This window comes from Saccharothrix sp. CCNWYY140, assembly GCF_037401995.1.
Lineage (GTDB): Bacteria > Actinomycetota > Actinomycetes > Mycobacteriales > Pseudonocardiaceae > Actinosynnema.
Window position 1 is genome coordinate 168,152 of the sequence record NZ_JBBEGC010000003.1, and the last position, 20,355, is coordinate 188,506.

The following is a 20,355-nucleotide window of genomic DNA, read 5'->3' on the forward strand; positions in this document are numbered from 1 at the left end:
CCTTGCCGAGAGGGCACAACACAGAACAGCATGGACGCCGTGCGTGACCTCCTGACCGAGCGCGCGGTCCTCGGTGTCATCGCGACCCTGGCCGTCTTGGGCCTCTTCGTGATGCTGTGCCGCGCCCGCAGGGTGAGCACCTCCGTCGAAGACGCCGTGATGGACATGCTGCACCGCATGTCCAAAGCGTCCGCCGACCTGCGCGAGGGGCTGACGCAGGAGGCCGCCGACAAGGCCACCCCGCACCTGCGCGAGATGCTGAGGTGCGTCGCGGTCGGCATCACCGACCACGAGGGCACCCTGCTGTCCTGGGACGGCGGCGCCAACGACCACTACGAGTTCCTCGTGCCGTTCATCGAGCGCGCGATCGGCGAGGTGCACAAGGAGCACGTCGAGCACCGCAAGCTGGACTGCGAGCTGCCCGGACCGTGTTCCCTGCACTCGGCGGTGATCGTGCCGCTGATCGTGGAGTCCGAGGTCGCGGGCACGCTGATCGTCGTCAGCGGCGTGGCGAACAAGCGCCAGATCCGGATGGCCGAGGAGACCGCGCGGTTCGTCTCGACGCAGCTGGAGCTGGAAGTCCTCCAGAAGTCCCGGCAGGCCCTGGCGCAGGCCGAGGTGAAGGCGCTGCGGGCGCAGATCTCGCCGCACTTCGTCTACAACGCGCTGAACACGATCTCGTCGCTGATCCGCACCGACCCGGCGCACGCGCGGGAGTTGTTGCAGGAGTTCGCCGAGTTCACCCGGTACTCGTTCCGCACCGACGGCTTCTTCACGACGCTGGCCGACGAGCTGACCAACATCCACCGCTACCTGACCATCGAGCAGGCCAGGTACGGGGCTCGCCTGAACGTCCGGCTGAAGATCGCGCCCGAGGTGTTGCAGGTCGTGCTGCCGTTCCTGGTGTTGCAGCCGCTGGTGGAGAACGCGGTGCGGCACGGGCTGGCCAAGAAGCCCGGTGGCGGGCTGCTGACCATCATCGCCGAGGACAACGGGGCGGAGGCCCTGATCTCGGTGGAGGACGACGGCGTGGGCATGGACCCGGACCGGCTGTTCGAGGACCTGAAGGACGCCCACCAGACCGGCGCGCACGTCGGCTTGGGCAACATCAACCACCGGATGCGGGCGGTGTTCGGCGACGACTACGCGCTGGTGGTCGAGACCGCGCCCGATGCGGGCATGAAGATCATCCTGAAGGTGCCGAAGTACTCGCCCGGGGTGCGCACCAACATCCCGATCATGCCCCCCAAGCTCGACGAGACCGCCGAGCAGCCCGTCGTGAGGGCCTAGGTCGCCGCGACCGCCAGGGTGGTCACGGTCATCACCGCGACCACGGCCCAGATGATCCACATCCAGTAGATGTGCATGGGTGTCGGGCCGTCCGCGTTCCGGCGGCCACGCTCGTCCCACCACTCGACGTACCGCTCCAGCCAACGGATCGGGTTGAACGTCACCGACCGATGTTAGCTCCACCACGCCGGGGCGCGGGCACACGTAAGGTCGGGGGCATGAGCGTGACCGACAAGATCGCCGCCCGGCTGCCGAAGATCGTCGCCGACCGTGCCGATCGCGCGCCCGTGGTGGCCGCGGTGCGGCTGCACGGGGTCATCACGCCCTCGCCGTCGCCGATGACCCGCAACACGATCAACCTCCAGAACGTCGAGAGCGCCCTCACCCGGGCCTTCGACCACGACCGGCTCGTGGCGGTCGCCCTGCTGGTCAACTCGCCCGGCGGCGCGCCCACCCAGTCGGCACTGGTGGCCGAGCGGATCCGGGAGCTGGCGGCCAAGAAGCGCGTGCCGGTGCTGGCGTTCTGCGAGGACGTGGCCGCGTCCGGCGGGTACTGGCTGGCGTGCGCGGCGGACGAGATCTACGCGCACGGCACCTCGCTGGTTGGGTCGATCGGCGTGGTGAGCGCCGGGTTCGGGCTCAACGGGCTGCTGGAGCGCCACGGCGTCGAGCGGCGGGTCTACACGGCCGGCGAGCACAAGGTCCGGCTCGACCCGTTCAAGCCCGAGAAGCCCGAGGACGTCGAGTGGCTGCGCGGGCTGCACGAGGAGCTGCACGGGCAGTTCGCCGACTGGGTCCGGGAGCGCCGCGGGTCCAAGCTGAGCGACTCGGTGGACCTGTTCTCCGGCGAGGTGTGGACCGGCGCCAAGGCGGCCGAACTGGGCCTCGTGGACGGCATCGGCACGCTGCGCAGCGTGGTCGCCAAGCGGTACCCGGACGCGGACGTGACCGTCGCCGAACCCCGCCGGCCCCTGCTGGCCCGCCTCGGCCTCGCCGGCAGCGCCACCCGATCGGGGGACTTCCTGCTGGACGGCCTGGCGGCGCTGGAAGAGCGGGCACGCTGGTCGCGATTCGGCTTGTGAACGTTCACCGAGGTCATTGAGGGGGCCGGACCCGCGACCCCGCGTAGACACGACCCCGCGGGACTGGGCAAGATGCGCGGCACAGTGAGTACCCAGGACAACGCCGGCCTCCTCGTTCTGGCGGTGGACGACGAGGCGCCCGGTCTGAGCGAGATCAAGTACCTGCTCGAGAGCAGCCCGCACATCCGCCGCGTGCTCACCGCGTTCGACGCGGCCGAGGCCCTGCGCATCCTCCGGGGTGACTACGACGTCGAGGTGATGGACCGCACCCGCGCGGGCCGCCCGCCGGTCGACGCCGTGTTCGCCGACATCAACATGCCCGGGTTGTCCGGCACCGACCTCGCCCGGGTGCTCGGCGCGTTCCGCGCGCCGCCCGCGCTGGTCTTCGTGACCGGGGTGGAGCACTCCGAGGCGGTGGTGGCGTTCGAGGTCGGCGCGCTGGACTTCGTCACCAAGCCGATCAACGAGGACCGCATCAACAAGGCGATCTCGCGCGTCGTGGACCGGGTGTCGGCGACCCCCGCCGTGCAGCCCGAGCCCGCGCCGCAGGAACCCGCCGACGAGGAGGTCATCCCGGTCGAGCTGGGTGGCACCATCAAGCTCGTGCCCCGAGCCACCGTCCGGTACGTCGAAGCGCAGGGCGACTACGCGCGCCTGCACACCAACGACGGCCAGAGCCACCTGGTGCGCATCCCGTTGGCGCAGCTGGAGGAGCGGTGGGAGAACGCGGGGTTCGTGCGCATCCACCGGTCGTTCCTGGTGGCGCTGCCGCTGGTGACCGAGCTGCGGATGACGTCCAACGGCTACGCCGTGGTGATCGGCTCCGGCGAGTCCGCGAAGGAGCTGCCGGTCAGCCGGCGGCACACCCGTGAGCTGAAGGAGCGGATCGTGCGACCCCCCAAGAGCAGCTGGGGATGAGCAGGCACTCCGGGCCGCCGGGCCAGCCGGACCAGCCGCAGCCAGGGGAGCGGGACGCCTGGACCGCGGTGTCGGCGCGCAAGAACCGCCGCCGGCGGGTCGTGCTGGCCGATCCGCGGGGCCGCGGCCGGGTGCTGCGCACGATCATCGAGCTGGAGGAGCAGACCAGCGTCGGCGAGAAGCTGATCCGCGACCTGATCAAGCAGCAGCTCAAGGCCGCGTTCCTGCTCGGCGGCGGCACGCTGCTGCTGCTGGCGTCCCTGCCCGTGGTGTTCTACCTGGTGCCGGGGATCTCCGACGTCCAGCTGCTCGGCGTGCGGCTGCCGTGGCTGCTGCTGGGCCTGCTGCCGTTCCCGCTGCTGTACGGGGTGGGCTACGCCTACCGAAGACTGGCCGAGAGCCACGAACACGACTTCGTCAGCTCGGTGGACCGGTGACCGGGAACCTGTGGAGCCTCGGGCTGGTGGTCGTCGTCGCGGCGCTGACCTTCCTGCTGGGCTACGTGGGTTCCCGACGCGCCAACACGACACCGGACTTCCTGGTCGCCCGCCGGGCCATCCCCGCGACCCGCAACGCCGCCGCGATCTCCGGCGAGTACCTGTCCGCGGCGTCGTTCCTGGGCGTGGCGGGCCTGGTGCTCAAGGACGGCATCGACGCGCTGTGGTACCCGATCGGCTTCACCGCGGGCTACTTGGCGATGATGCTGTTCGTCGCCGCGCCGCTGCGCCGGTCCGGGGCGTACACGCTGCCCGACTTCGCCGAGGCGCGGCTGGGGTCGACGAACCTGCGCCGGTTCTGCACGTTCTTCGTGATCTGCATCGGCGTGCTGTACCTGGTGCCGCAGTTGCAGTCCGCCGGGCTGACGCTGAACACCATCACCGGGCTGCCCGCGTGGCTGGGCGCGGTGGCGGTGACGGTGATCGTCGCGGTGAACGTCCTGGGCGGCGGGATGCGCGCGATCACATTGGTGCAGGCCTTCCAGTACTGGGGCAAGCTGTTCGCCATCGCCGCGCCGACTTTCGTGCTGTTCACGGTGTTCCTGGCGGGGCCGGGCAACGGGGCGCAGGGCGTGGACGAGGGCGGGGTGCTGCGGTTCCACCAGGACGTCGAGGTGACCACCGCCGAGCAGGTGCGGGTCCGGGTCGTGGAGCCGATGGAGCTGACCGCGACCGGCACCGTCAACGGCGCGCCCGCCGATGGCCACGCCTACTGGGACGTCGGCACCTACACCGTCGGCAAGAACACCGCGCTGCGCTTCGCGGAGGGCTCGCCGGTCCCGGTGGTGGAGGGGTCGCCGACCGGCAACGAGCAGTGGCTCCGACCGCAGACCGGTGGCCTGGGCGGGTTGTTCGAGACCTACTCGCTGATCTTCGCCACGTTCCTGGGCACGATGGGCCTGCCGCACGTCCTGGTCCGCTTCTACACCAACCCAGACGGCAAGGCCGCGCGCCGCACGGCGCTGCACGTGATGTACCTGCTGGGGCTGTTCTACCTGTTCCCGACGGTGCTGGGGGTGATCTCCCGCCAGTACCTGCCGCAGTTGCTGGTGACCGGCAAGACCGACGCGGCGGTGCTCCTGCTGCCGGAGACGATGCAGCCGAACCTGCTGGGTCAGGTGCTCGGCGCGGTCGTGGCGGCGGGGGCGTTCGCGGCGTTCCTGTCCACGTCGTCGGGGCTCGTGGTGAGCGTGGCCGGGGTGGTGTCGACGGACATCCTGCCCGGCAAGGTGCGTGACTTCCGGTGGGCGACCGTGTTGACCGGCGCGGTGGCGATCGGCTTGGCGCTGCTGCTGCCGCGGGGGGACGCGTCGCTGACCGTGGCGATGTCGTTCGCGCTGGCGGCCTCGACGTTCTGCCCGTTGCTGCTGCTGGGCATCTGGTGGCGCGGCTTGACCTGGGTCGGTGCGATGGCGGGGATGCTGGTCGGCGGCGGGCTGGTGCTGACGGCGCTGGCGGTGAACGTGGTGAGCACGCTGTCGGGCTGGGTGGCGCCCGCGCTGTCCTCGCAGCCGGCGCTGGTGACGGTGCCGGCGGCGTTCCTGACCATGATCATGATCAGCAAGCTGACCAGTCGCCGGCGACCGGACGACGTGAACCAGATCCTGCTGCGCCTGCACGCCCCCGACCCGCTCGGGTTCATGCGGGACCGGGACGTCCAGCGCTTCGGACCGCCGGAGGGCGGGGATGCGCGGGACTCCGCCGGGTCGCGGAAGTGACCGGGGGCTTGTCGCGTCGGGTTTGATCAACACGGCGCAGCAGTCGGGTGGTTCACTTGGGGCCTGGGCGGTGTGTTCTTCGCCACGAGGACAGCGTGGGCGTGCCGGCGCCCGTGGGGTCCGGGTTGTGCGCGGGTGTCCTCGGTCGGGTGCTGACGTGCCTGGTCGACCGGCCTGTTCGATCACCCAGAGGTAGGAAAAGATCTCGATCGGGTGAAGTTAAGTCCACCTATCCGGTTATCGGTGAGGTTCGTCACCCGAACGGCACTTCGTCTCAGCATGCCTACCGCTCATCGCATCACTCGACTGTTGAGCGCAAGTCCACGTCCGGGGTCTTTCAGGCGTGACCGGCGTCTCCCTACGGTGCAGCGCGTATCAGGAACGCACCAGGAGGGGTTACGTGCCGTTCACACCGCCGACAAGTGCGAGGAGGGGAACGTGAGCACCACTGAGAACACTTCAGGGGGCGCCACCCCCGCTGGGGCGACCCACGACTGGGTCGCAGTGCAGGAGAGCCCGGACTTCAAGGAGTTGCGCCGCAGGTTGCGCACCTTCGTGTTCCCAATGGCCGGCCTGTTCCTGGCCTGGTACCTGCTTTATGTCCTCCTCGCCGACTACGCGCACGGCTTCATGTCGTTGAAGGTGGTCGGCAACATCAACGTGGGCCTCATCCTGGGCTTGCTCCAGTTCGTGTCCACGTTCGCGATCACCACGCTGTACGTGCGCCACGCCAACAAGAACCTCGACCCCCGCGCGGAGGCCATCCGCGAGGAGCTTGAAGGGGGTAAGGCGTGAACAACGCGAACGCCCTGCTCAACATCGCCATCTTCGGCGTCTTCGTGGTCGCCACGCTGTTCGTGGTGATCCGCGCCAGCCGCAACACCAAGACCGCCGCCGACTACCTGGCCGCCGGTCGCGCGTTCACCGGTCCCCAGAACGGCATCGCGATCGCGGGCGACTACCTGTCCGCCGCGTCCTTCCTGGGCATCGCGGGCGCCATCGCGGTCAACGGCTACGACGGGTTCCTCTACTCCATCGGGTTCCTCGTCGCCTGGCTGGTCGCGCTGCTGCTGGTCGCCGAACTGCTGCGCAACACCGGCAAGTACACGATGGGCGACGTCCTGAGCTTCCGGATGCGCCAGCGCCCGGTCCGCGCGGCGGCGGCCACGTCCACGATGGCCGTGTCGTTCTTCTACCTGCTGGCGCAGATGGCCGGCGCGGGCGGCCTGGTGGCGCTGCTGCTGGGCATCACCGGCAAGGGCGGCCAGGCGATCGTGATCGCCGTGGTCGGCGCCCTGATGATCGCCTACGTGCTGATCGGCGGCATGAAGGGCACCACCTGGGTGCAGATCATCAAGGCCGTCCTGCTGATCATCGGCGCGGGCGTCATGACGCTGTGGGTGCTCGGCAAGTACGGGCTCAACCTGTCCGGCCTGCTCGGCGCGGCCGTCGAGAACGCGCCCAAGGCCGGCGAGAAGCTGCTCGGCCCCGGCCTCCAGTACGGCAAGAGCGGCACGTCCCAGCTGGACTTCCTGTCCCTGGCGCTCGCGCTGGTCCTGGGCACCGCCGGCCTGCCGCACATCCTGATGCGCTTCTACACCGTGCCCACGGCCAAGGAGGCCCGCCGCTCGGTGGTCTGGGCGATCTGGCTGATCGGCCTGTTCTACCTGTTCACGCTGGTCCTGGGCTACGGCGCGGCGGCGCTGGTCGGCCCCGACAAGATCCTCGCCGCGCCCGGCAAAGCCAACTCCGCCGCACCGCTGCTGGCGGAGGCGCTGGGCGGCCCGCTGCTGCTCGGCCTGATCGCGGCGGTGGCGTTCGCGACGATCCTGGCGGTGGTGGCCGGTCTGACGATCACCGCGTCGGCGTCGTTCGCGCACGACATCTACGCCAACATCATCAAGAAGGGCGCTGACGAGGACAAGGCGAACGAGGTCAAGGTCGCCCGCATCACGGCGATCGTCATCGGCATCGTGTCGATCCTCGGCGGCATCGCGGCCAACGGCCAGAACATCGCGTTCCTGGTGGCCCTGGCGTTCGCGGTGGCGGCGTCGGCGAACCTGCCGACCATCCTGTACTCGCTGTTCTGGAAGCGGTTCAACACGTCCGGCGCGCTGTGGAGCATCTACGGCGGCCTCGCGGTGACGATCACGCTGATCGTGCTGTCGCCGGCCGTGTCGGGCAGCGCCACCGCGATGTTCCCGAAGGCCGACTTCGACGTGTTCCCGCTGTCCAACCCGGGCATCGTGTCGATCCCGGTCGCCTTCTTCCTCGGCTGGCTGGGCACCGTCCTCTCGAAGGAGGACAACAAGGCCAAGTACGCCGAGATGGAGGTCCGCGCGCTCACCGGTGTGGGTGCGGAGAAGGCCGTCGCGCACTGAGTTCAATGGCGCGACTGGCGTCGCGCGGCTCGGCCGCCCGGAAGTCGGCTCATCGCGCCGCGTTTCCCGCCGATCGAAGGACGTGATCGTCGGGAAAGGCGGCGCGACAAGCCGACGGCGGCCTCGCGGTTGTTCGTGCAGGGCCGCCCCCGTGTTCGCGGGGGCGGCCCTGCCGCTTATCCCGGGTTTACCGGGCGCATGGCAGCATGGTGGCGTGATCCCCAGCGTTGAAGTGTCGTCCGTGCCGGCCGAGCTGCCGGAGGGCAAGGTGCTGCTCGACGTGCGCGAAGCCGACGAGTGGGAAGCCGGGCACGCCCCCGGCGCGCTGCACATCCCGATGAGCGAGCTCGCGGGCAGGCTCTCGGAGCTGCCGGAGGCCGAGCTGCTCGTCGTGTGTCGCGCGGGTGGCCGGTCGGCGCGGGTCACCCAGTACCTCAACGCCAACGGGTGGGACGCGACCAACGTCGACGGCGGCATGCAGGTGTGGGCCGCGCAGGGTCGTCCGCTGGTGAGCGAGAAGGCCGGCGCGGAGCCGGAGGTCATCTGACGTGGCGTTCCAGCCGATGCGCGTGGACTGGGTGGCGAGCCCGCCGCCCGGGGCCTACCCGCACCGTCGGCTGGCCGCCCCGCCGCGCCCGTACGCCGGTCCGCCGTCCTACCCGGTGCCGCCGCGGTGGGGGTTCCCGCTGCTAGCGTGGCGCTGGCCCACCTCGGTGGCCGGCGAGGCCGCCGAGAACTCCGTGGAGCAGGTCCAGCGGCTGGCGCGCACCGCGTTCCACGTGCTCGGGCTCGCCGCGCTGACCACGCTGTGGGCGGCGGGCAGCGAGATCTGGCGGTACGTGCTGCTGTTGCAGAGCCGCTACGGGGCGTTGTCGCCCACCTCGGTCGACGTGTCCGACGCGATGGTGGGCTCGGCGTCCACCCTGGCACTGATCGCGGTCCTGGGCGGGGTGGTGTTCGGGTACCTGTGGCTGCGCCGGGCGCGGCTCGCCGCCGCGTCGGCCGCCGGGTACGGGCCGTCCCGGTCGGACGCCGAGGTCCTGGTGGGCCTGCTGGTGCCGGGGGTGAACCTGGTGATGGCCGGGTCCATCGCGGCCGAGCTGGAGCACGCGGCGCTGCGGCTGCCCGCGACCGCGCGGCCCTCGCCCTCGCGCCTGGTGCGCTGGTGGTGGGGGCTGTGGGCGGGCGCCGGGCTGTGGGCCGCGTTCACCGTGGCGTGGTCGTTCCGGGACAGCGTGCAGGCGCTGGCCGACGGGGTGCTGCTGCACGCGGTGTCGGACCTGCTGGCCACGGCCGTGATCGTGTTGACGATGGTCCTGGTGCGCCGCATCACGTCGTTGCTGCTGCCGGTCGCGCCCTCGACGCTGCGCCGCATGAGGGTGGTGGAGCTGCGCGACGCGCCCGCGCCCGAGCTGCGTGCCGTCCGCTCCCACGCCTCACCGCGCTAGGGCCGGTCGGTCCGACCGGCCCCGGCGGGGGTGTCACCGGCTGGTCGTGGACGTCACCGGCGGCCAGGTCGTGGTGGGCCACGCCGTCGTCGTCGTGGGCCGTTCCGTCCGGGTCGTGGTGGGCCACTGCGGCGAGGTGTCCGGTCGCTGGGTGGTCGTCCAGCTCGGCTCGCCCGTGGGGGTCGGCCACGTGGTCGTCGGGCGGTCCGGGCGGGTCGTGGTGACCAGGGGCGGGCTGGTGGTGACCGGCGACGTGGTCGCGGGGCTCGTCGTGGTGGTCGTCGGCCGGGTCGTGGTGCTGACCACCACGTCCTCCGGCGATCCCGAGGCGAGCGCCGTCCAGGTCACGCCCCCGGCGGCCACGACCCCGAGCGACAGCGCGGCGGCGACCGCGGTCCGGCGGGAACGCAAGGTGAAGCGCATGGAGTCCTCCTCGTGCGGGTGGGCACTGCTGCCCACGTGATCTCCATGCGTCCGGACCCGGATCCGTTGCACCTCACCGGGTCGTGGTCAGCGCGGGCCAGGTCGTGGTCGTGTTCGGCCTGTTCGTGGTGGTGTTCGTCCACGTCGTGGTCAGCGGCGGGGACGTGGTGGGCCGGTCCGGCGTCGTGGTCGTCACCGTCGGGCGCGGGTCGCCGCCGGCGGGCACGCTCGTCGCCGGGCGGTCCTCGCCACCCGGAGCGCGGGTCAGCAGGAGGCTCGCCACGGCCACCGCGAGCACCACCGCCACCGCCGACACCAGCGGCGCCAGGCGGCGCAGGGTCCGCGGGCGGGCCGCGGCGCGGGCGCGGATCGCCGGACCGGTGAGGTGCGAGTGGACCCGGTCGGCGCGTGCGGCGAGCAGTCGGCGCAGCTCGTCCTCGGTGTCAGTCATGGCCCCTCCACGCGTGTTCCGGCATCGCCGACCTCAGCGCCGACAGGCCGCGGCTGACGTGCGCGCGGACCGTCGGCAGCCGGCACCCGAGCACCTCGGCGATCTCCGCGTCGGCCAGGTCCTCGTAGTACCGCAGCACGACCGCCGCCCGCTGCTGCCGGGGCAGGCCCTGGAGCAGCCGCCACAGCCGTTCGTCGCGCTCGCGGTAGGGCGGGTCGTGGTGGGCGCGGTCGGGCAGGTCGTCGCCGGCCGGCCGGACGTTGCGCGTGTGCCAGCGCCGCCGCCATGACAGGTACTCGTTGGTGACCGCCCGCCGGACGTACGCGTACACCGGGCCGTCCAGCGAACCCCACCGCTGGTAGACCCGCACCAGCACGTCCTGCACCAGGTCCTCGGCCTCGGCGCGGCTGCCGGACAGCAGCGCCGCGTACCGGACCAGCCCCTGCTGGTGCTCGTGGACGAACTCGTCGAAGGACGCCCCTCCGTCCAACACCGACCCCGTTCCTGTCGTGACACACCCCGGCACCACTTACACGCATCCCGGGCCGTTCGTGTTGCACGGGCCGGTGACCTGCCCGAATACACCCGTTGCGGTGAAGTTTTCCGACGATCACGCCGGCATACTCGATGTTGTGAGTACGCAACCACCGTTTCGCAGGCGCAGACTGGGGCGGAAGCTGGCCCGGATGCGCGCCGACGCCCGCCTGACCCTCGACGGCGCCGCGGAGGCCCTGTTCAAGACCAAAGCCGCGCTCCACCGCATCGAGAAGGGGGAGACACTGGTCGACCCGCACCTGGTCAAGTCCATGATGGACCTCTACGAGCACTACGACCCCGACATCGTGCTGGAGGCCCTGCGCGCCCGCGAACGCGGGTGGTGGACGGCGCTGGGGGTCGAGGACCAGGGCTACATCGACATCGAGACCGAGGCCGCCGAGGTCCGGGACGTGTCGCTGCTGCTGATCCCCGGCCTGCTCCAGACCGCCGACTACACCCGGGCGCTGTGCGCCGCGCGCCCGTTCCCCGGCGACCGGGAGCAGGACGAGCGCAACGTCCGGGCGCGGCAGGTGCGGCAGCGGCGGCTGACCGACCCCGACCACCTGCTGAAGCTGGAGGCGATCGTCGACGAGGCCGCCCTGCGCAAGGGCCTCGGCGGGCGGGAGGTCATGCGCGCGCAGCTGGAACACCTGCTGGAGGCGGCCGAACTGCCGAACGTGAGCTTCCGCGTGCTGGCCCACGAGTGCGGTGCGCACGCCGCGATGGGCGGCGGCTTCGCGCTGCTGAGCTTCCCCGACCCCGCCGACCCGCCGGTGCTGTACGTGGAACACCCGTTCGGCGCGCTGCACCTGGAGGAGGAAGGCGTGACGATCGAGGCCAGACTCGCGTTCGAGCACTTGACCACGCAGGCGCTGGGCCTGGACGAGTCGGTGGCCCTGGTGCAACGCCTGCTGACGGAGTGAGGCAGCCGATGTCCACAGTGGACTTCACCACCGCGGTGTGGCGCAAGAGCACCCGCAGCACCGCCGCGACCAACGCCAACTGCGTGGAAGTCGCGCACGCCGGCCCGACCGTCGGCGTGCGCGACTCCAAGAACGCCGCGGCCACACCGCTCGCGTTCCCCGCGGCGACCTGGGCGTCGTTCCTGCGCGCCACACGGTCCTGACCACCGGCTTTTCCCGTTGTTCAAGCACACTTCCCCCGAACGGCCTTGGGTGCGCCGGCGGCGGCGTGCCACGGTGGTCGGCATGCGGGCAGTCGTGGTGGCGGTGGTCCTGGCGTTGGTCGTTCCCGGGGTCGCGAGCGCGGGCGGGCACAGGAAGTTCGACCTCCAGGCGCACCGGGGCGGGATCGGGCTCACCGTGGAGAGCACGTTGGCGGCGTTCGCCAAGGCGCTCGAACTCGGTGTCACCACGCTCGAACTGGACGTCCAGATCACCAAGGACGGCCGCGAGGTCGTCACGCACGACCGCAAGACCAACCCGAACAAGTGCGTCGACACGGCACCGGCGTTCCCCGGCGACCCGGCGTTCCCGTACGCGGGCAAGTACGTGAAGGACCTGACCTTCGCGCAGGTCCGCACGCTGGACTGCGGGTCGCGCCGGTGGTCGCAGTACCCGGACCAGGAGCTGTCGCCCGGCGCGAGGATGCCGACCCTGGCCGAGGTCTTCGCCCTGGCGAGGGAGTACCGCGCGCACACGGTGAAGTTCAACATCGAGACGAAGGTCGAAGCGGCGGCCCCGCACGAGACCGCGCCGCGCGAGCAGTTCGTGGAGGTGACGGCGCGGGAGATCCGCAAGTCGGGGTTCTACCGCAACGTCACCATCCAGTCGTTCGACTGGGGCACCCTCATGCTGTGGCGCAAGGCGGAACCGCGCCTGCCCCTGGTCGCCCTGACCCAGCCGGAGTTCCTGCGCCCGGGCTCACCGTGGACCGGCGGCCTGGACCTGGCGGACTTCGACGGCAGCGTGGTGAAGGCCGTGAAGTCCTTCGGCGCGACGGCCCTGTCCCCGGTACACGGCAACCCGCAGAACGGCAAGGTCGGCGACCCGAACTACGTGCCCTTCACGACAAAGGCCCTGGTAGACGAGGCCCACGCGCACGGCCTGAAGGTGGTGCCGTGGACGATCAACGACCCGGCCACCATGCACAAGCTCATCGACGACGGCGTGGACGGCATCATCACCGACTACCCGAACCGCCTCCGCACCGTCATGGCCGACCGCGGCTTCAAACTCCCAAAACCCTTCAAGCGCCACTAACCCGCCCGCACCCCACAGATTCCCTCCGGCCGCACGCCGCAGGGAACTGTCGGTCCCCCGTGGGACAATAGAACCGGGGGCCGGAGGCCACGCCTCACCGCAATCACCCCACAACCCGCGCGCCCCACGCCACTTCCGCCCGCGCCATGCCGCCCTCGCCGCGCGCGCCGGCCCACCTCGCCCGCCCGCCTGCCTCGCCGCTGCGCCAGCCTGCGCAGCGGGTCGCCGCCGCTGGTGCCGCGCCGCCGCCCCGCGTCTCGCGCCGCCGCCCCGAACCCGCGCCGCCTCGCCGCTGCGCTGACCTACCTCAGCCCGCTGCTGCGCCCGCTCACCCCGGCGCCTGCCTACCCTCCGGCACCCGCCCCGCTCCCGGCACCCGCCCCGCTCCCGATGCTCGCCTCGCGCTCGCCGCCGCCCCGCTCCCGATGCCCGCCCCCGCGCCCGACGCCCGCCCGCGCTCGCCGCCGCCCGGCCCGCCCGAAGCCTGCGCCGTCCGCCGCGCCAGCCCGCAGCCTGCGCCGGCCGCCGCGCCAGCCCGCGCGCGCCGTCCGCCTCGCCCGCCTCGCGCCTTTCGGCCCTGCGCTCGCCGCCGCCGCGCCGCCCGCCACCCGCTGCCGCCCAGCCGCCAACTACTCGCCACCGCGTCGCCCGCCACCCGCTGCCGCCTCGCCGCCAACTACCCGCCGCCGCCCCGCCACACCCCGCTCCGCGTCCGCCGCGCCCGCGCCACTTTTACCCGAGCCGCGCTAGCCGCCCCGCCCGCGCCACGTCAACCCGAGCCGCGCTAGCCGCCCTGCCCGCGCCGTCTCGCTGCTGCGCCCGCCTGCGTAGCGCGTCGCCGCCGCTGGTGCCGCCGCCCGAGTCCGCGCCGCCTCGCCCCCGCCCTGCGTCTGCCGCCGTGCCGTCCTGCCGTCGCGCACCCTCGTTTGGCCGGCCCGCGCTTTTTTCGGGGGGCGTGCAACGGTTCCGGGGGTTGCCGCGTTGAGGGGCGTGATCACGAGTCGGGAGTGTGCCGATGGAGTTCGGTGAGTACGTCGAACGGCGGCGGCCGGCGTTGATGCGGTTCGCCACCGTTCTGACTTGCCAGGCGTGGCTGGCCGAGGATCTCGTGAGTGATGTCCTCGGGCGGGCGTTCGAGCGGTGGGAGCGGATTTCGCGGCTGGACGAGCCGCATGCCTACGTGCGGCGGATGGTCGTCAACGAGTACCTGTCGTGGCGTCGTCGGCTTGCTCGCACCTCGCCCCGCGCCGAACTGGAGGACGTCGGCCGTGGTGACGGTGCCGACGAGCGTGCCGAGCGGGACGCCATGATCCGGCGGCTCGCCACCCTCCCGCGTCGGCAGCGGGCGGCTGTCGTCCTGCGGTACTACGCCGGGCTGCCCGACGCCGAGATCGCCGCCGAACTGGGCTGCCGGGTGACCACCGTGCGCAGCCAGATCTCGCGGGCGCTCGCGAGCCTGCGGGTGGACCTCACCGCCAACCCCCACGCCTACCAGGAGACGAGATGAGCGACCTGCGTGCCCTGAACGACGCGTTCGGCGAGCTGGAGCGGCGCGCCGACGCCGTGACCGCCGGACTGCCCCCGGAGGTCCCGCACCGGACCAAGTCCCGGCTGGTGCCGGTGGCGGTCGCCGTCGCCGTGGTCGCCGGACTGGCCACCGCGACCGCCCTGCTGGTGCCGAACGACGAACCCGGCACCCAGCAAGCCGCAGCTCAGACGACAGCCCAGACGACCCCACCCCCGAGCACCACGACCGCGACCACCACCACCGCGAAGACCAGCCCGAACACCCCCGACGAGCTGGCTGAGCGCTTCAGGGCGGTCCTCGGCGGCACCGCCACCTTCACGGTCACCGAAAGCGGGCCGGGGGCGGTCGTCATGACCATGCCCAAGTCGCCCGACGCGCCGAGCACGGAAACCACGGACACCGAGGCCACGAGGCTCGGGGCGGCGTTGGTCGGCCAGTTGTCGGCGGGCGGGGTGACCGGCGGCTACGACCTCATCGTCTACCCGAGCACGTCCAGCGAGCCCGCGCACTGCGACCTGCCCGACTCGGCCGACTGCACCACCCGCACCCTGCCCGACGGCTCGACGCTGGCCACCGACCGGACCGCGCTGGAAGACGGGGGCGTCACGCACCTGGCCCGCCTCGAACGCGCCGACGGCCTGTCGATCACCATCCACGTCAGCAACCGGGAGAACCCCAAGGGCATGGGCGGCGTGACCGCCGACCGGCCCCCGCTGACCGTGGAGCAGCTCGTGCAGATCGTGACGTCCGACCTCTGGTGAACTAAGCGGCCGTGAGCGGGAGTTCGTGCAGACCTCTGATCACGAACTCCGCCCGGCGGCGCGGTTCGGCCGCCGGCTCCGCCTTGGGCAGCTTCCGGACCAGCGCGGACAGCGCGGCCTGCACCTCGATGCGGGCCAGGGGCGCGCCCAGGCAGTAGTGGATGCCCATGCCGAACCCCAGGTGCGGGTTGCGCTCCCGCCCCACGTCCAGCACGTCGGGGTCCGGGAACACCAGGGGGTCGCGGGCGGCGGCGCCGAGGAGGGCGGCGATCTTCGTCCCCGGCGCCACCGCGTACCCGGCGATCTCGACCGGTTCGGTGGCCGTCCGCTCGAACAGCTGGAGCGGGGAGTCGTAGCGGATCAGCTCCTCCACCGCCGTGGAGAGGAGGGACTGATCCGCTACGAGGCGTTCCCACTGTCCCCGGTGGGTCATGAGGGCGTTGACGCCGTTGCCGATGACGTTGACCGTCGCCTCGTGGCCCGCCATCAGCAGCAGGACCGCGGTGGCCACCAGCTCGTCCTCGGTGAGCTTCGCGCCGTCGGTGTCGGTGACGGCGACCAGGTCGGACACCAGGTCGTCGCCGGGGGAGCGCCGCCGCAGCGCCACCAGGTCCCGCAGGTAGGCGACGAACTCGGTGGCGGCGCGCTCGGCCGCGACCTGCTTGTCGGCGGGCAGGTCGTACTCGTACATCTTCACGATCGCGTTGGACCACGGCTGGAGCAGCGGCCGGTCGGCGGTCGGCACGCCCAGGAGCTCGGCGATGACCTCCACCGGCAGCGGCGCGGCGACGTGCGCGAGCAGGTCGGCGTGACCGTCGTCGGCGATCCGCGCGGACAGCTCGTCCACCAGCCGGTCGGCGAGGTCGGCGATCCACGGCCGCAGCCGCTCGACGTGCCCGCGCCCGAACGCCGCCGCGACCAGGCGGCGCAGCCGGCCGTGCGTGGGCGGCTCGTTCTCCAGCAGCGAGTTGCGGTGCAGCAGGTTGAAGCTGGTGAAGTTCTCGACGGGCTTGGCGTCGGACCAGATCCGGCCCAGCGACCGGTGCTTGAGCACCGCCGAGGACGCCGCGTGCGACACGGCCAGGGCGACACCCATGTCCTCGTGCCAGTGCACCTCGGCTTCGGCTCGCAGCGCGGCGAAGACGGGGTACGGATCGGCGATGAACGCCGGATCGTGCTGGTCGAAGGGTGCCACGGTCACGGACGGTAGGTCTTGAGGGCAGCTCGCGTCCATTGGTGTGTGGTTGTTCTGTCAAACATTCAGCGAGCTGTGACATGGGGTAGTCGAGTTGACCCGTTCGGTGCTCCACCAGGAGCATTCCTCGTTGTGCCGCCTGAAGTCGTCGCCCACCGCGGGGCCTCCGCCGCCCGTCCCGAGCACACCCTGGCCGCTTACGAGTTGGCGCTCGCGCAGGGCGCGGACGGCGTCGAGTGCGACGTCCGCCTGACCCGCGACGGCCACCTGGTGTGCGTGCACGACCGCCGGATCGACCGCACCAGCGGCGGCAGCGGCGTGGTCGGCGCGATGACCCTGGACCAGCTGCGCCGGCACGACTTCGGCAGCAGGCTGGGCGGCGAGCCCGCCGAGGTGCTCACCCTGGAGGACCTGCTGGGCCTGCTCGCCGACTCCGGGGTTCGCCTGTTCGTGGAGACGAAGCACCCGGTCCGGTCCGGCGGCGAGGTGGAACGGCGACTTGTCGACGTGTTGTCCAGGCACCGGGTGGACACCGTGATGATGTCGTTCTCGCCGTGGGCGGTGCGGCGGTTCAAGGACCTCGCGCCGGACGTCCCGACCGTGCTGCTGCTCAACCGGTTCTGGCCGAAGCGGCTGCCCGCCTTCGCCGACTACGCCGGTCCCGGCGTGCACCTCCTCCGGCGGTACCCCGATCGGGGCGCGGGCACGTACTGCTGGACGGTGGACGAGCCGGCGGACGTGGCCCTGTGCGTCGAGCGCGGCGTGCGGTTCCTCGCGACCAACAACCCGGCGCGGACGCGCGGGCTCGTGGGGGATAACTTGACGCCCGACCAGCCCTGAGGATCGAAGAGGAGGCGGCGGTGGCGAAGCGGACGGCCGTGAAGACCAAGCCGGCGGACGGCGTCAACCCGCGTCAGCCCTGCCCGTGCGGCTCGGGCAAGCGCTACAAGGCGTGCCACGGCTCCGCGGGAGGCGCGGCGGACGTCATCGTGGCCCGGCCGTTCCAGGGCTTGGCCGCCGAGACCGAGCTGATCGCGCTGCGCGAGTTCGTGCCCTCCGCCACCGTGGTGCTGCCGCTCAAGGACGCCCCGCGCGAGATCGTGCTGGCGTCGGTGCTGCCGATGGCCGCCGCCGCGCTCGTGCGCGCCGACGGCACCGCGTTCGTCGGCCTCCAGGTGCAGACCCGCTCCGGCGACCTCAGCCGCGACCTGGCGCGCGCCGTCCAGTGGGCGCTCACCGCCGAGACCGGCGAGGCGCTGCCCGTGGTCGGCGTCGACGACGGCAGCAACCCCGGCCGCCTCCAGGACCTGCTCGACGTGGACGCCACCATCGCGCCCGAGCTGCACAAGGACTTCGCGTGGTGGATGCCGCCGGACCACGAGCCGACCGGTGACGTCGCCCTGTCCCTGGAGCGCGCGAACGCCGCGATCCTGCCCACCGAGCGGGTCGACGCCCCCGGCGTGCACGCCGCCTACTGGGTCGACGCGGGCGACAAGGCGCACCTGCGCTGGGTCCGCCCCGAGCCCGAGGAGCGGCTGCTGGCGGCCCTCGCGCGGCTGTCGGTGCGCGGCGAGCTGGACCTGGGCGAGGGCTCCCGGTACGCGGGGTCGTTCCGGGCGCACGGCCTGCTGGTGCCGGTGTGGGACCTGGACCGTGAGCTGCACTCCAGCGAGTGGGCCGGCCCCGCCGAAGCCCTGAGCAAGCGTTTGCAGGACGCCTTGACCAGCCTCGACGACGAGCCGCTGACCGAGGCCGAGCGCCGGGCGCGGGACGGGCTGCGCGGTCGCCAGATCACCCTGCGCTGAGGTTGTCCACACCCGTTCCCCCGGTTGTCCACAGGAGGTTGTGGATAGATGCTGTTGCGGATCGCGTCGCGCGAACAGTGGGCGCGCGCCCGGGAGGACGGCGCCATCCCGCTCGACCCGGACGGGTTCGTGCACTGCTCCGACCCCGGGACGGTGCACCTGCCCGCCAACCGCCTGTTCCGGGGCCGCAACGACCTCGTGCTGCTGATGATCGACCCCGAGGGCCTGCCGGTGCTGTGGGAGCCGGGCGACGGCGACGAGACCGGGCCGTGGTTCCCGCACGTCTACGGCCCGGTCCCGGCCGACGCCGTGGTCGCCGTGCACGAGTTCAGCCCCGACTCGGACGGCTCGTTCCGCCCGTTGCCCGTTCTGTGACCTTCCGGCGGGCAACCGGGAGCCACCCGTCCGCGTGAACCCGTCGACGCCCGATGGGGAGGTCGTCGGGAAGGGGAACGAGGTGACGGCGGTACTGCCCGGCGTCCGGGTCGACTTCGCGGAGTTCGTCCGGACCGCCCTGCCGGGGCTGCTGCGCTACGGGCACGCGCTGACCGGCAACCCGCACGACGCGGCCGACCTGGTCCAGTCCGTGCTGGAGAAGGTCGGGTCGCGCTGGGCGGCGGTGCTGCGCAAGGACGTGGACCCGCTGGCCTACACGCGGCGGGCGATGGCCAACGCGCACATCAGCGTGTGGCGCAGGCTGCGCCGGGAACGCCTCGTGGCCGAGCTCCCCGAGGTCGTCGTGGAGTCCACCGACCGCCTGGAGCACGAACCGCTGTGGCAGGCCCTGCGCGACCTGCCGCCGCGGCAGCGGGCCGTGGTGGTGCTCCGGTTCTACGAGGGGCTGTCCGAGCGGGAGATCGCCGACGCGCTGGGCATCTCCCCGGGCACGGTCAAGAGCCAGAACAGCAAGGCGATGGCGTCCTTGCGCAACAAGCTCGGGGAAGGCGGGTGAGCACGGTGGAGCTGGACGAGCGTTTGCGCGAGCTGTTCTCCGACGAACGGCTCGACCTGCCGGCGCGGGAGGACGCGGTGCCGCGGATCGTGGGTGGCGCGCGCCGGCGGCGCCGGACCCGGTCCGTGGCGACGGGTGCGCTGGTGGTGGCCGCCGTCGTGGGGGGTGTGGTGGCGGCGCAGGGCCTGACGGCCGATTTCGCGTCCGAACCGGGCACCTCGCCGACGTCCACCACGACGATCCGGCCGCAGGCGCTGGAGCCGCCCGCGCACGGCCCGTTCCGGTTGGGCATGCCCGCGGCCGAGGTGGTCGCGAAGGGCTACCCCGTGGCGCCGGCCGGGCCGTGCGCGGTCCACCTCGGCAGCGAGACCAGCTACGACGTGGTGGTGTCGCCGCGGGGTGAAGTGGTGGGGATCAGGACGCCCCGGTTCACCAGGACACCCTCGGGGGTCGGCCACGGCAGCACGCCGGCCGAGCTGCGGGGGCCGTACCCGGACCTGGTGGAGGCCGGGGACCGCGTCACGGTGGCGATGGGGTCAGACTGGGGCTACGTGTTCGAGTTGGACCAGGGCAAGGTGTCCGTCGTGCGGATCGAGAAGACCGGCGGCGGGTGCGGATCGGGTGGCTGATGAAGGCGTTGGCGTGGGTGGTCGGGTCGGTGCTGGCTGCGTCGCTGGTGGCCGGGTGCACGGCCGCGCAGCCGACGCCGACCACGACCACGCCCGCTCCCGCCCGCACGGTCGTGGTGGACGACGTGCCGGTGCTGACCCCCACCGGGCTGGGGAAGGTGCGGCTCGGGATGACGCTGGAGGAGCTGAAGGCCACCGGCGAGGTCGGCGAGCAGCTCGACGACTGGCCGCAGGCGAACTGCCCGGTCTACGGGCTCAAGCGCGCCGCCGGCTGGGTCGGCGTCGAGGACGGGGTGGCGGTCGACCTGCGGTTGGACGGCGGGGCGCGCACGCCCGAGGGCCTGCGGTTCGGCGAGTCGCAGGAGCGGGTGAAGCAGCTGTACCCGACCGCCGAGCTGACCGGCCACGGGTACGTCCTGGCCGTGGCGGAGAGCCGCTGGTACTACTTCGGCTTCGCCAACGCCGGTGACACGCTGACCGTGATGGGCTTGCGGGACCGCGGCTGCTTCATCTGAGAC

At 72.1% G+C, this 20,355-nt stretch carries 25 protein-coding genes; 21 read left to right on the top strand and 4 right to left on the bottom strand.

Annotated features, from left to right (window positions below; genetic code table 11):
- Positions 1-30: 30 nt before the first annotated feature.
- Positions 31-1,290: a sensor histidine kinase gene (locus tag WBN91_RS03180; RefSeq protein WP_337722486.1), complete on the top strand. Its 1,260-nt coding sequence runs from the start codon at positions 31-33 to the stop codon at positions 1,288-1,290.
- Here the strand turns inward: WBN91_RS03180 and WBN91_RS03185 are convergent.
- A complete protein-coding gene (locus WBN91_RS03185) occupies positions 1,287-1,454 on the bottom strand; it encodes a hypothetical protein (RefSeq protein ID WP_337722487.1) in 168 nt (55 codons plus the stop codon). The genes WBN91_RS03180 and WBN91_RS03185 overlap by 4 nt on opposite strands.
- A gap of 54 nt (positions 1,455-1,508) precedes the next feature.
- On the opposite strand from WBN91_RS03185, the gene WBN91_RS03190 reads away from it, so the two are divergent.
- The 9 genes from WBN91_RS03190 to WBN91_RS03230 all read left to right on the top strand — a co-directional run bounded on the left by WBN91_RS03190 (position 1,509) and on the right by WBN91_RS03230 (position 9,797).
- Positions 1,509-2,372 (top strand): S49 family peptidase, encoded by an 864-nt coding sequence (locus WBN91_RS03190; protein WP_337722488.1) that lies wholly within the window; start codon positions 1,509-1,511, stop codon positions 2,370-2,372.
- Between the two features lie 72 nt (positions 2,373-2,444).
- Positions 2,445-3,290 carry a LytR/AlgR family response regulator transcription factor gene (locus WBN91_RS03195; RefSeq protein WP_337722489.1) on the top strand — a complete coding sequence of 282 codons (846 nt, stop codon included), beginning with the start codon at positions 2,445-2,447 and terminating at the stop codon, positions 3,288-3,290.
- Entirely contained in the window at positions 3,287-3,727 is a 441-nt protein-coding gene (locus WBN91_RS03200; protein WP_337722490.1) for a hypothetical protein, read from the top strand. The genes WBN91_RS03195 and WBN91_RS03200 overlap by 4 nt, the downstream gene beginning before the upstream one ends.
- Positions 3,724-5,505, top strand: coding sequence for a sodium/solute symporter (locus tag WBN91_RS03205; protein ID WP_337722491.1), 1,782 nt, complete (start codon positions 3,724-3,726; stop codon positions 5,503-5,505). Before WBN91_RS03200 ends, WBN91_RS03205 begins: the two co-directional genes overlap by 4 nt.
- Before the next feature lie 438 nt (positions 5,506-5,943).
- Positions 5,944-6,300: a DUF485 domain-containing protein gene (locus WBN91_RS03210; RefSeq protein WP_443217651.1), complete on the top strand. Its 357-nt coding sequence runs from the start codon at positions 5,944-5,946 to the stop codon at positions 6,298-6,300.
- Positions 6,297-7,886, top strand: coding sequence for a solute symporter family protein (locus WBN91_RS03215; RefSeq protein ID WP_337722492.1), 1,590 nt, complete (start codon positions 6,297-6,299; stop codon positions 7,884-7,886). The genes WBN91_RS03210 and WBN91_RS03215 overlap by 4 nt, the downstream gene beginning before the upstream one ends.
- A gap of 214 nt (positions 7,887-8,100) precedes the next feature.
- A complete protein-coding gene (locus WBN91_RS03220) occupies positions 8,101-8,433 on the top strand; it encodes a rhodanese-like domain-containing protein (RefSeq protein WP_443217652.1) in 333 nt (110 codons plus the stop codon).
- Position 8,434: 1 nt separating this feature from the next.
- The gene (locus WBN91_RS03225; protein ID WP_337722493.1) at positions 8,435-9,334 is read left to right on the top strand and encodes a DUF4328 domain-containing protein; all 900 of its coding nucleotides are present in this window, start codon (positions 8,435-8,437) and stop codon (positions 9,332-9,334) included.
- A gap of 46 nt (positions 9,335-9,380) precedes the next feature.
- Positions 9,381-9,797 carry a hypothetical protein gene (locus WBN91_RS03230; RefSeq protein WP_337722494.1) on the top strand — a complete coding sequence of 139 codons (417 nt, stop codon included), beginning with the start codon at positions 9,381-9,383 and terminating at the stop codon, positions 9,795-9,797.
- A 33-nt stretch (positions 9,798-9,830) separates the two neighbouring features.
- On the opposite strand, the gene WBN91_RS03235 is transcribed toward WBN91_RS03230, so the two are convergent.
- Both WBN91_RS03235 and WBN91_RS03240 read right to left on the bottom strand, forming a co-directional pair.
- Positions 9,831-10,208 (bottom strand): hypothetical protein, encoded by a 378-nt coding sequence (locus tag WBN91_RS03235; protein ID WP_337722495.1) that lies wholly within the window; start codon positions 10,206-10,208, stop codon positions 9,831-9,833.
- Complete coding sequence (locus tag WBN91_RS03240; protein WP_337722496.1) at positions 10,201-10,701, bottom strand: RNA polymerase sigma factor; 501 nt, start codon at positions 10,699-10,701, stop codon at positions 10,201-10,203. The genes WBN91_RS03235 and WBN91_RS03240 overlap by 8 nt, the downstream gene beginning before the upstream one ends.
- Positions 10,702-10,840: 139 nt before the next feature.
- Here WBN91_RS03240 and WBN91_RS03245 point away from each other — a divergent pair, with 139 nt between their 5' ends.
- The 5 genes from WBN91_RS03245 (at position 10,841) to WBN91_RS03265 (ending at position 15,256) form a co-directional block, all read left to right on the top strand.
- Positions 10,841-11,668, top strand: a complete 828-nt coding sequence (locus WBN91_RS03245) for a helix-turn-helix domain-containing protein (RefSeq protein ID WP_337722497.1) — start codon at positions 10,841-10,843, stop codon at positions 11,666-11,668.
- Positions 11,669-11,676: 8 nt separating this feature from the next.
- Positions 11,677-11,871, top strand: a complete 195-nt coding sequence (locus tag WBN91_RS03250) for a DUF397 domain-containing protein (RefSeq protein ID WP_337722498.1) — start codon at positions 11,677-11,679, stop codon at positions 11,869-11,871.
- Positions 11,872-11,953: 82 nt separating this feature from the next.
- Positions 11,954-12,967 carry a glycerophosphodiester phosphodiesterase gene (locus WBN91_RS03255; RefSeq protein ID WP_337722499.1) on the top strand — a complete coding sequence of 338 codons (1,014 nt, stop codon included), beginning with the start codon at positions 11,954-11,956 and terminating at the stop codon, positions 12,965-12,967.
- A 1,009-nt stretch (positions 12,968-13,976) separates the two neighbouring features.
- On the top strand, positions 13,977-14,474 hold the full coding sequence (locus tag WBN91_RS03260) for a SigE family RNA polymerase sigma factor (RefSeq protein WP_443217653.1): 498 nt from the start codon (positions 13,977-13,979) through the stop codon (positions 14,472-14,474).
- Complete coding sequence (locus WBN91_RS03265) at positions 14,471-15,256, top strand: hypothetical protein (protein ID WP_337722501.1); 786 nt, start codon at positions 14,471-14,473, stop codon at positions 15,254-15,256. Before WBN91_RS03260 ends, WBN91_RS03265 begins: the two co-directional genes overlap by 4 nt.
- Before the next feature lies 1 nt (position 15,257).
- Here the strand turns inward: WBN91_RS03265 and WBN91_RS03270 are convergent, their stop codons facing one another.
- Positions 15,258-16,490, bottom strand: a complete 1,233-nt coding sequence (locus WBN91_RS03270; protein WP_337722502.1) for a cytochrome P450 — start codon at positions 16,488-16,490, stop codon at positions 15,258-15,260.
- A 93-nt stretch (positions 16,491-16,583) separates the two neighbouring features.
- Here WBN91_RS03270 and WBN91_RS03275 point away from each other — a divergent pair, with 93 nt between their 5' ends.
- The 6 genes from WBN91_RS03275 (at position 16,584) to WBN91_RS03300 (ending at position 20,352) form a co-directional block, all read left to right on the top strand.
- Complete coding sequence (locus tag WBN91_RS03275) at positions 16,584-17,291, top strand: glycerophosphodiester phosphodiesterase family protein (RefSeq protein ID WP_337722503.1); 708 nt, start codon at positions 16,584-16,586, stop codon at positions 17,289-17,291.
- 20 nt (positions 17,292-17,311) lie between these two features.
- Positions 17,312-18,256 (top strand): DUF5926 family protein, encoded by a 945-nt coding sequence (locus WBN91_RS03280; RefSeq protein WP_337722504.1) that lies wholly within the window; start codon positions 17,312-17,314, stop codon positions 18,254-18,256.
- Positions 18,257-18,304: 48 nt separating this feature from the next.
- The gene (locus tag WBN91_RS03285; RefSeq protein ID WP_337722505.1) at positions 18,305-18,631 is read left to right on the top strand and encodes a DUF952 domain-containing protein; all 327 of its coding nucleotides are present in this window, start codon (positions 18,305-18,307) and stop codon (positions 18,629-18,631) included.
- Positions 18,632-18,713: 82 nt separating this feature from the next.
- On the top strand, positions 18,714-19,208 hold the full coding sequence (locus WBN91_RS03290; protein WP_337722506.1) for a SigE family RNA polymerase sigma factor: 495 nt from the start codon (positions 18,714-18,716) through the stop codon (positions 19,206-19,208).
- Positions 19,205-19,837 carry a hypothetical protein gene (locus tag WBN91_RS03295; RefSeq protein ID WP_337722507.1) on the top strand — a complete coding sequence of 211 codons (633 nt, stop codon included), beginning with the start codon at positions 19,205-19,207 and terminating at the stop codon, positions 19,835-19,837. The genes WBN91_RS03290 and WBN91_RS03295 overlap by 4 nt, the downstream gene beginning before the upstream one ends.
- Complete coding sequence (locus WBN91_RS03300) at positions 19,819-20,352, top strand: hypothetical protein (protein ID WP_337722508.1); 534 nt, start codon at positions 19,819-19,821, stop codon at positions 20,350-20,352. The genes WBN91_RS03295 and WBN91_RS03300 overlap by 19 nt, the downstream gene beginning before the upstream one ends.
- Positions 20,353-20,355: the final 3 nt, after the last annotated feature.

Bases quoted from the DNA above. Each gene is read 5' to 3' on its own strand.
- WBN91_RS03235 (WP_337722495.1), bottom strand. From the start codon at position 10,208: ATGACTGACACCGAGGACGAGCTGCGCCGACTGCTCGCCGCACGCGCC.
- WBN91_RS03265 (WP_337722501.1), top strand. From the start codon at position 14,471: ATGAGCGACCTGCGTGCCCTGAACGACGCGTTCGGCGAGCTGGAGCGG.
- WBN91_RS03285 (WP_337722505.1), top strand. From the start codon at position 18,305: ATGCTGTTGCGGATCGCGTCGCGCGAACAGTGGGCGCGCGCCCGGGAG.
- WBN91_RS03255 (WP_337722499.1), top strand. From the start codon at position 11,954: ATGCGGGCAGTCGTGGTGGCGGTGGTCCTGGCGTTGGTCGTTCCCGGG.
- WBN91_RS03200 (WP_337722490.1), top strand. From the start codon at position 3,287: ATGAGCAGGCACTCCGGGCCGCCGGGCCAGCCGGACCAGCCGCAGCCA.
- WBN91_RS03190 (WP_337722488.1), top strand. From the start codon at position 1,509: ATGAGCGTGACCGACAAGATCGCCGCCCGGCTGCCGAAGATCGTCGCC.
- WBN91_RS03180 (WP_337722486.1), top strand. From the start codon at position 31: ATGGACGCCGTGCGTGACCTCCTGACCGAGCGCGCGGTCCTCGGTGTC.
- WBN91_RS03195 (WP_337722489.1), top strand. From the start codon at position 2,445: ATGCGCGGCACAGTGAGTACCCAGGACAACGCCGGCCTCCTCGTTCTG.
- WBN91_RS03250 (WP_337722498.1), top strand. From the start codon at position 11,677: ATGTCCACAGTGGACTTCACCACCGCGGTGTGGCGCAAGAGCACCCGC.
- WBN91_RS03270 (WP_337722502.1), bottom strand. From the start codon at position 16,490: ATGGACGCGAGCTGCCCTCAAGACCTACCGTCCGTGACCGTGGCACCC.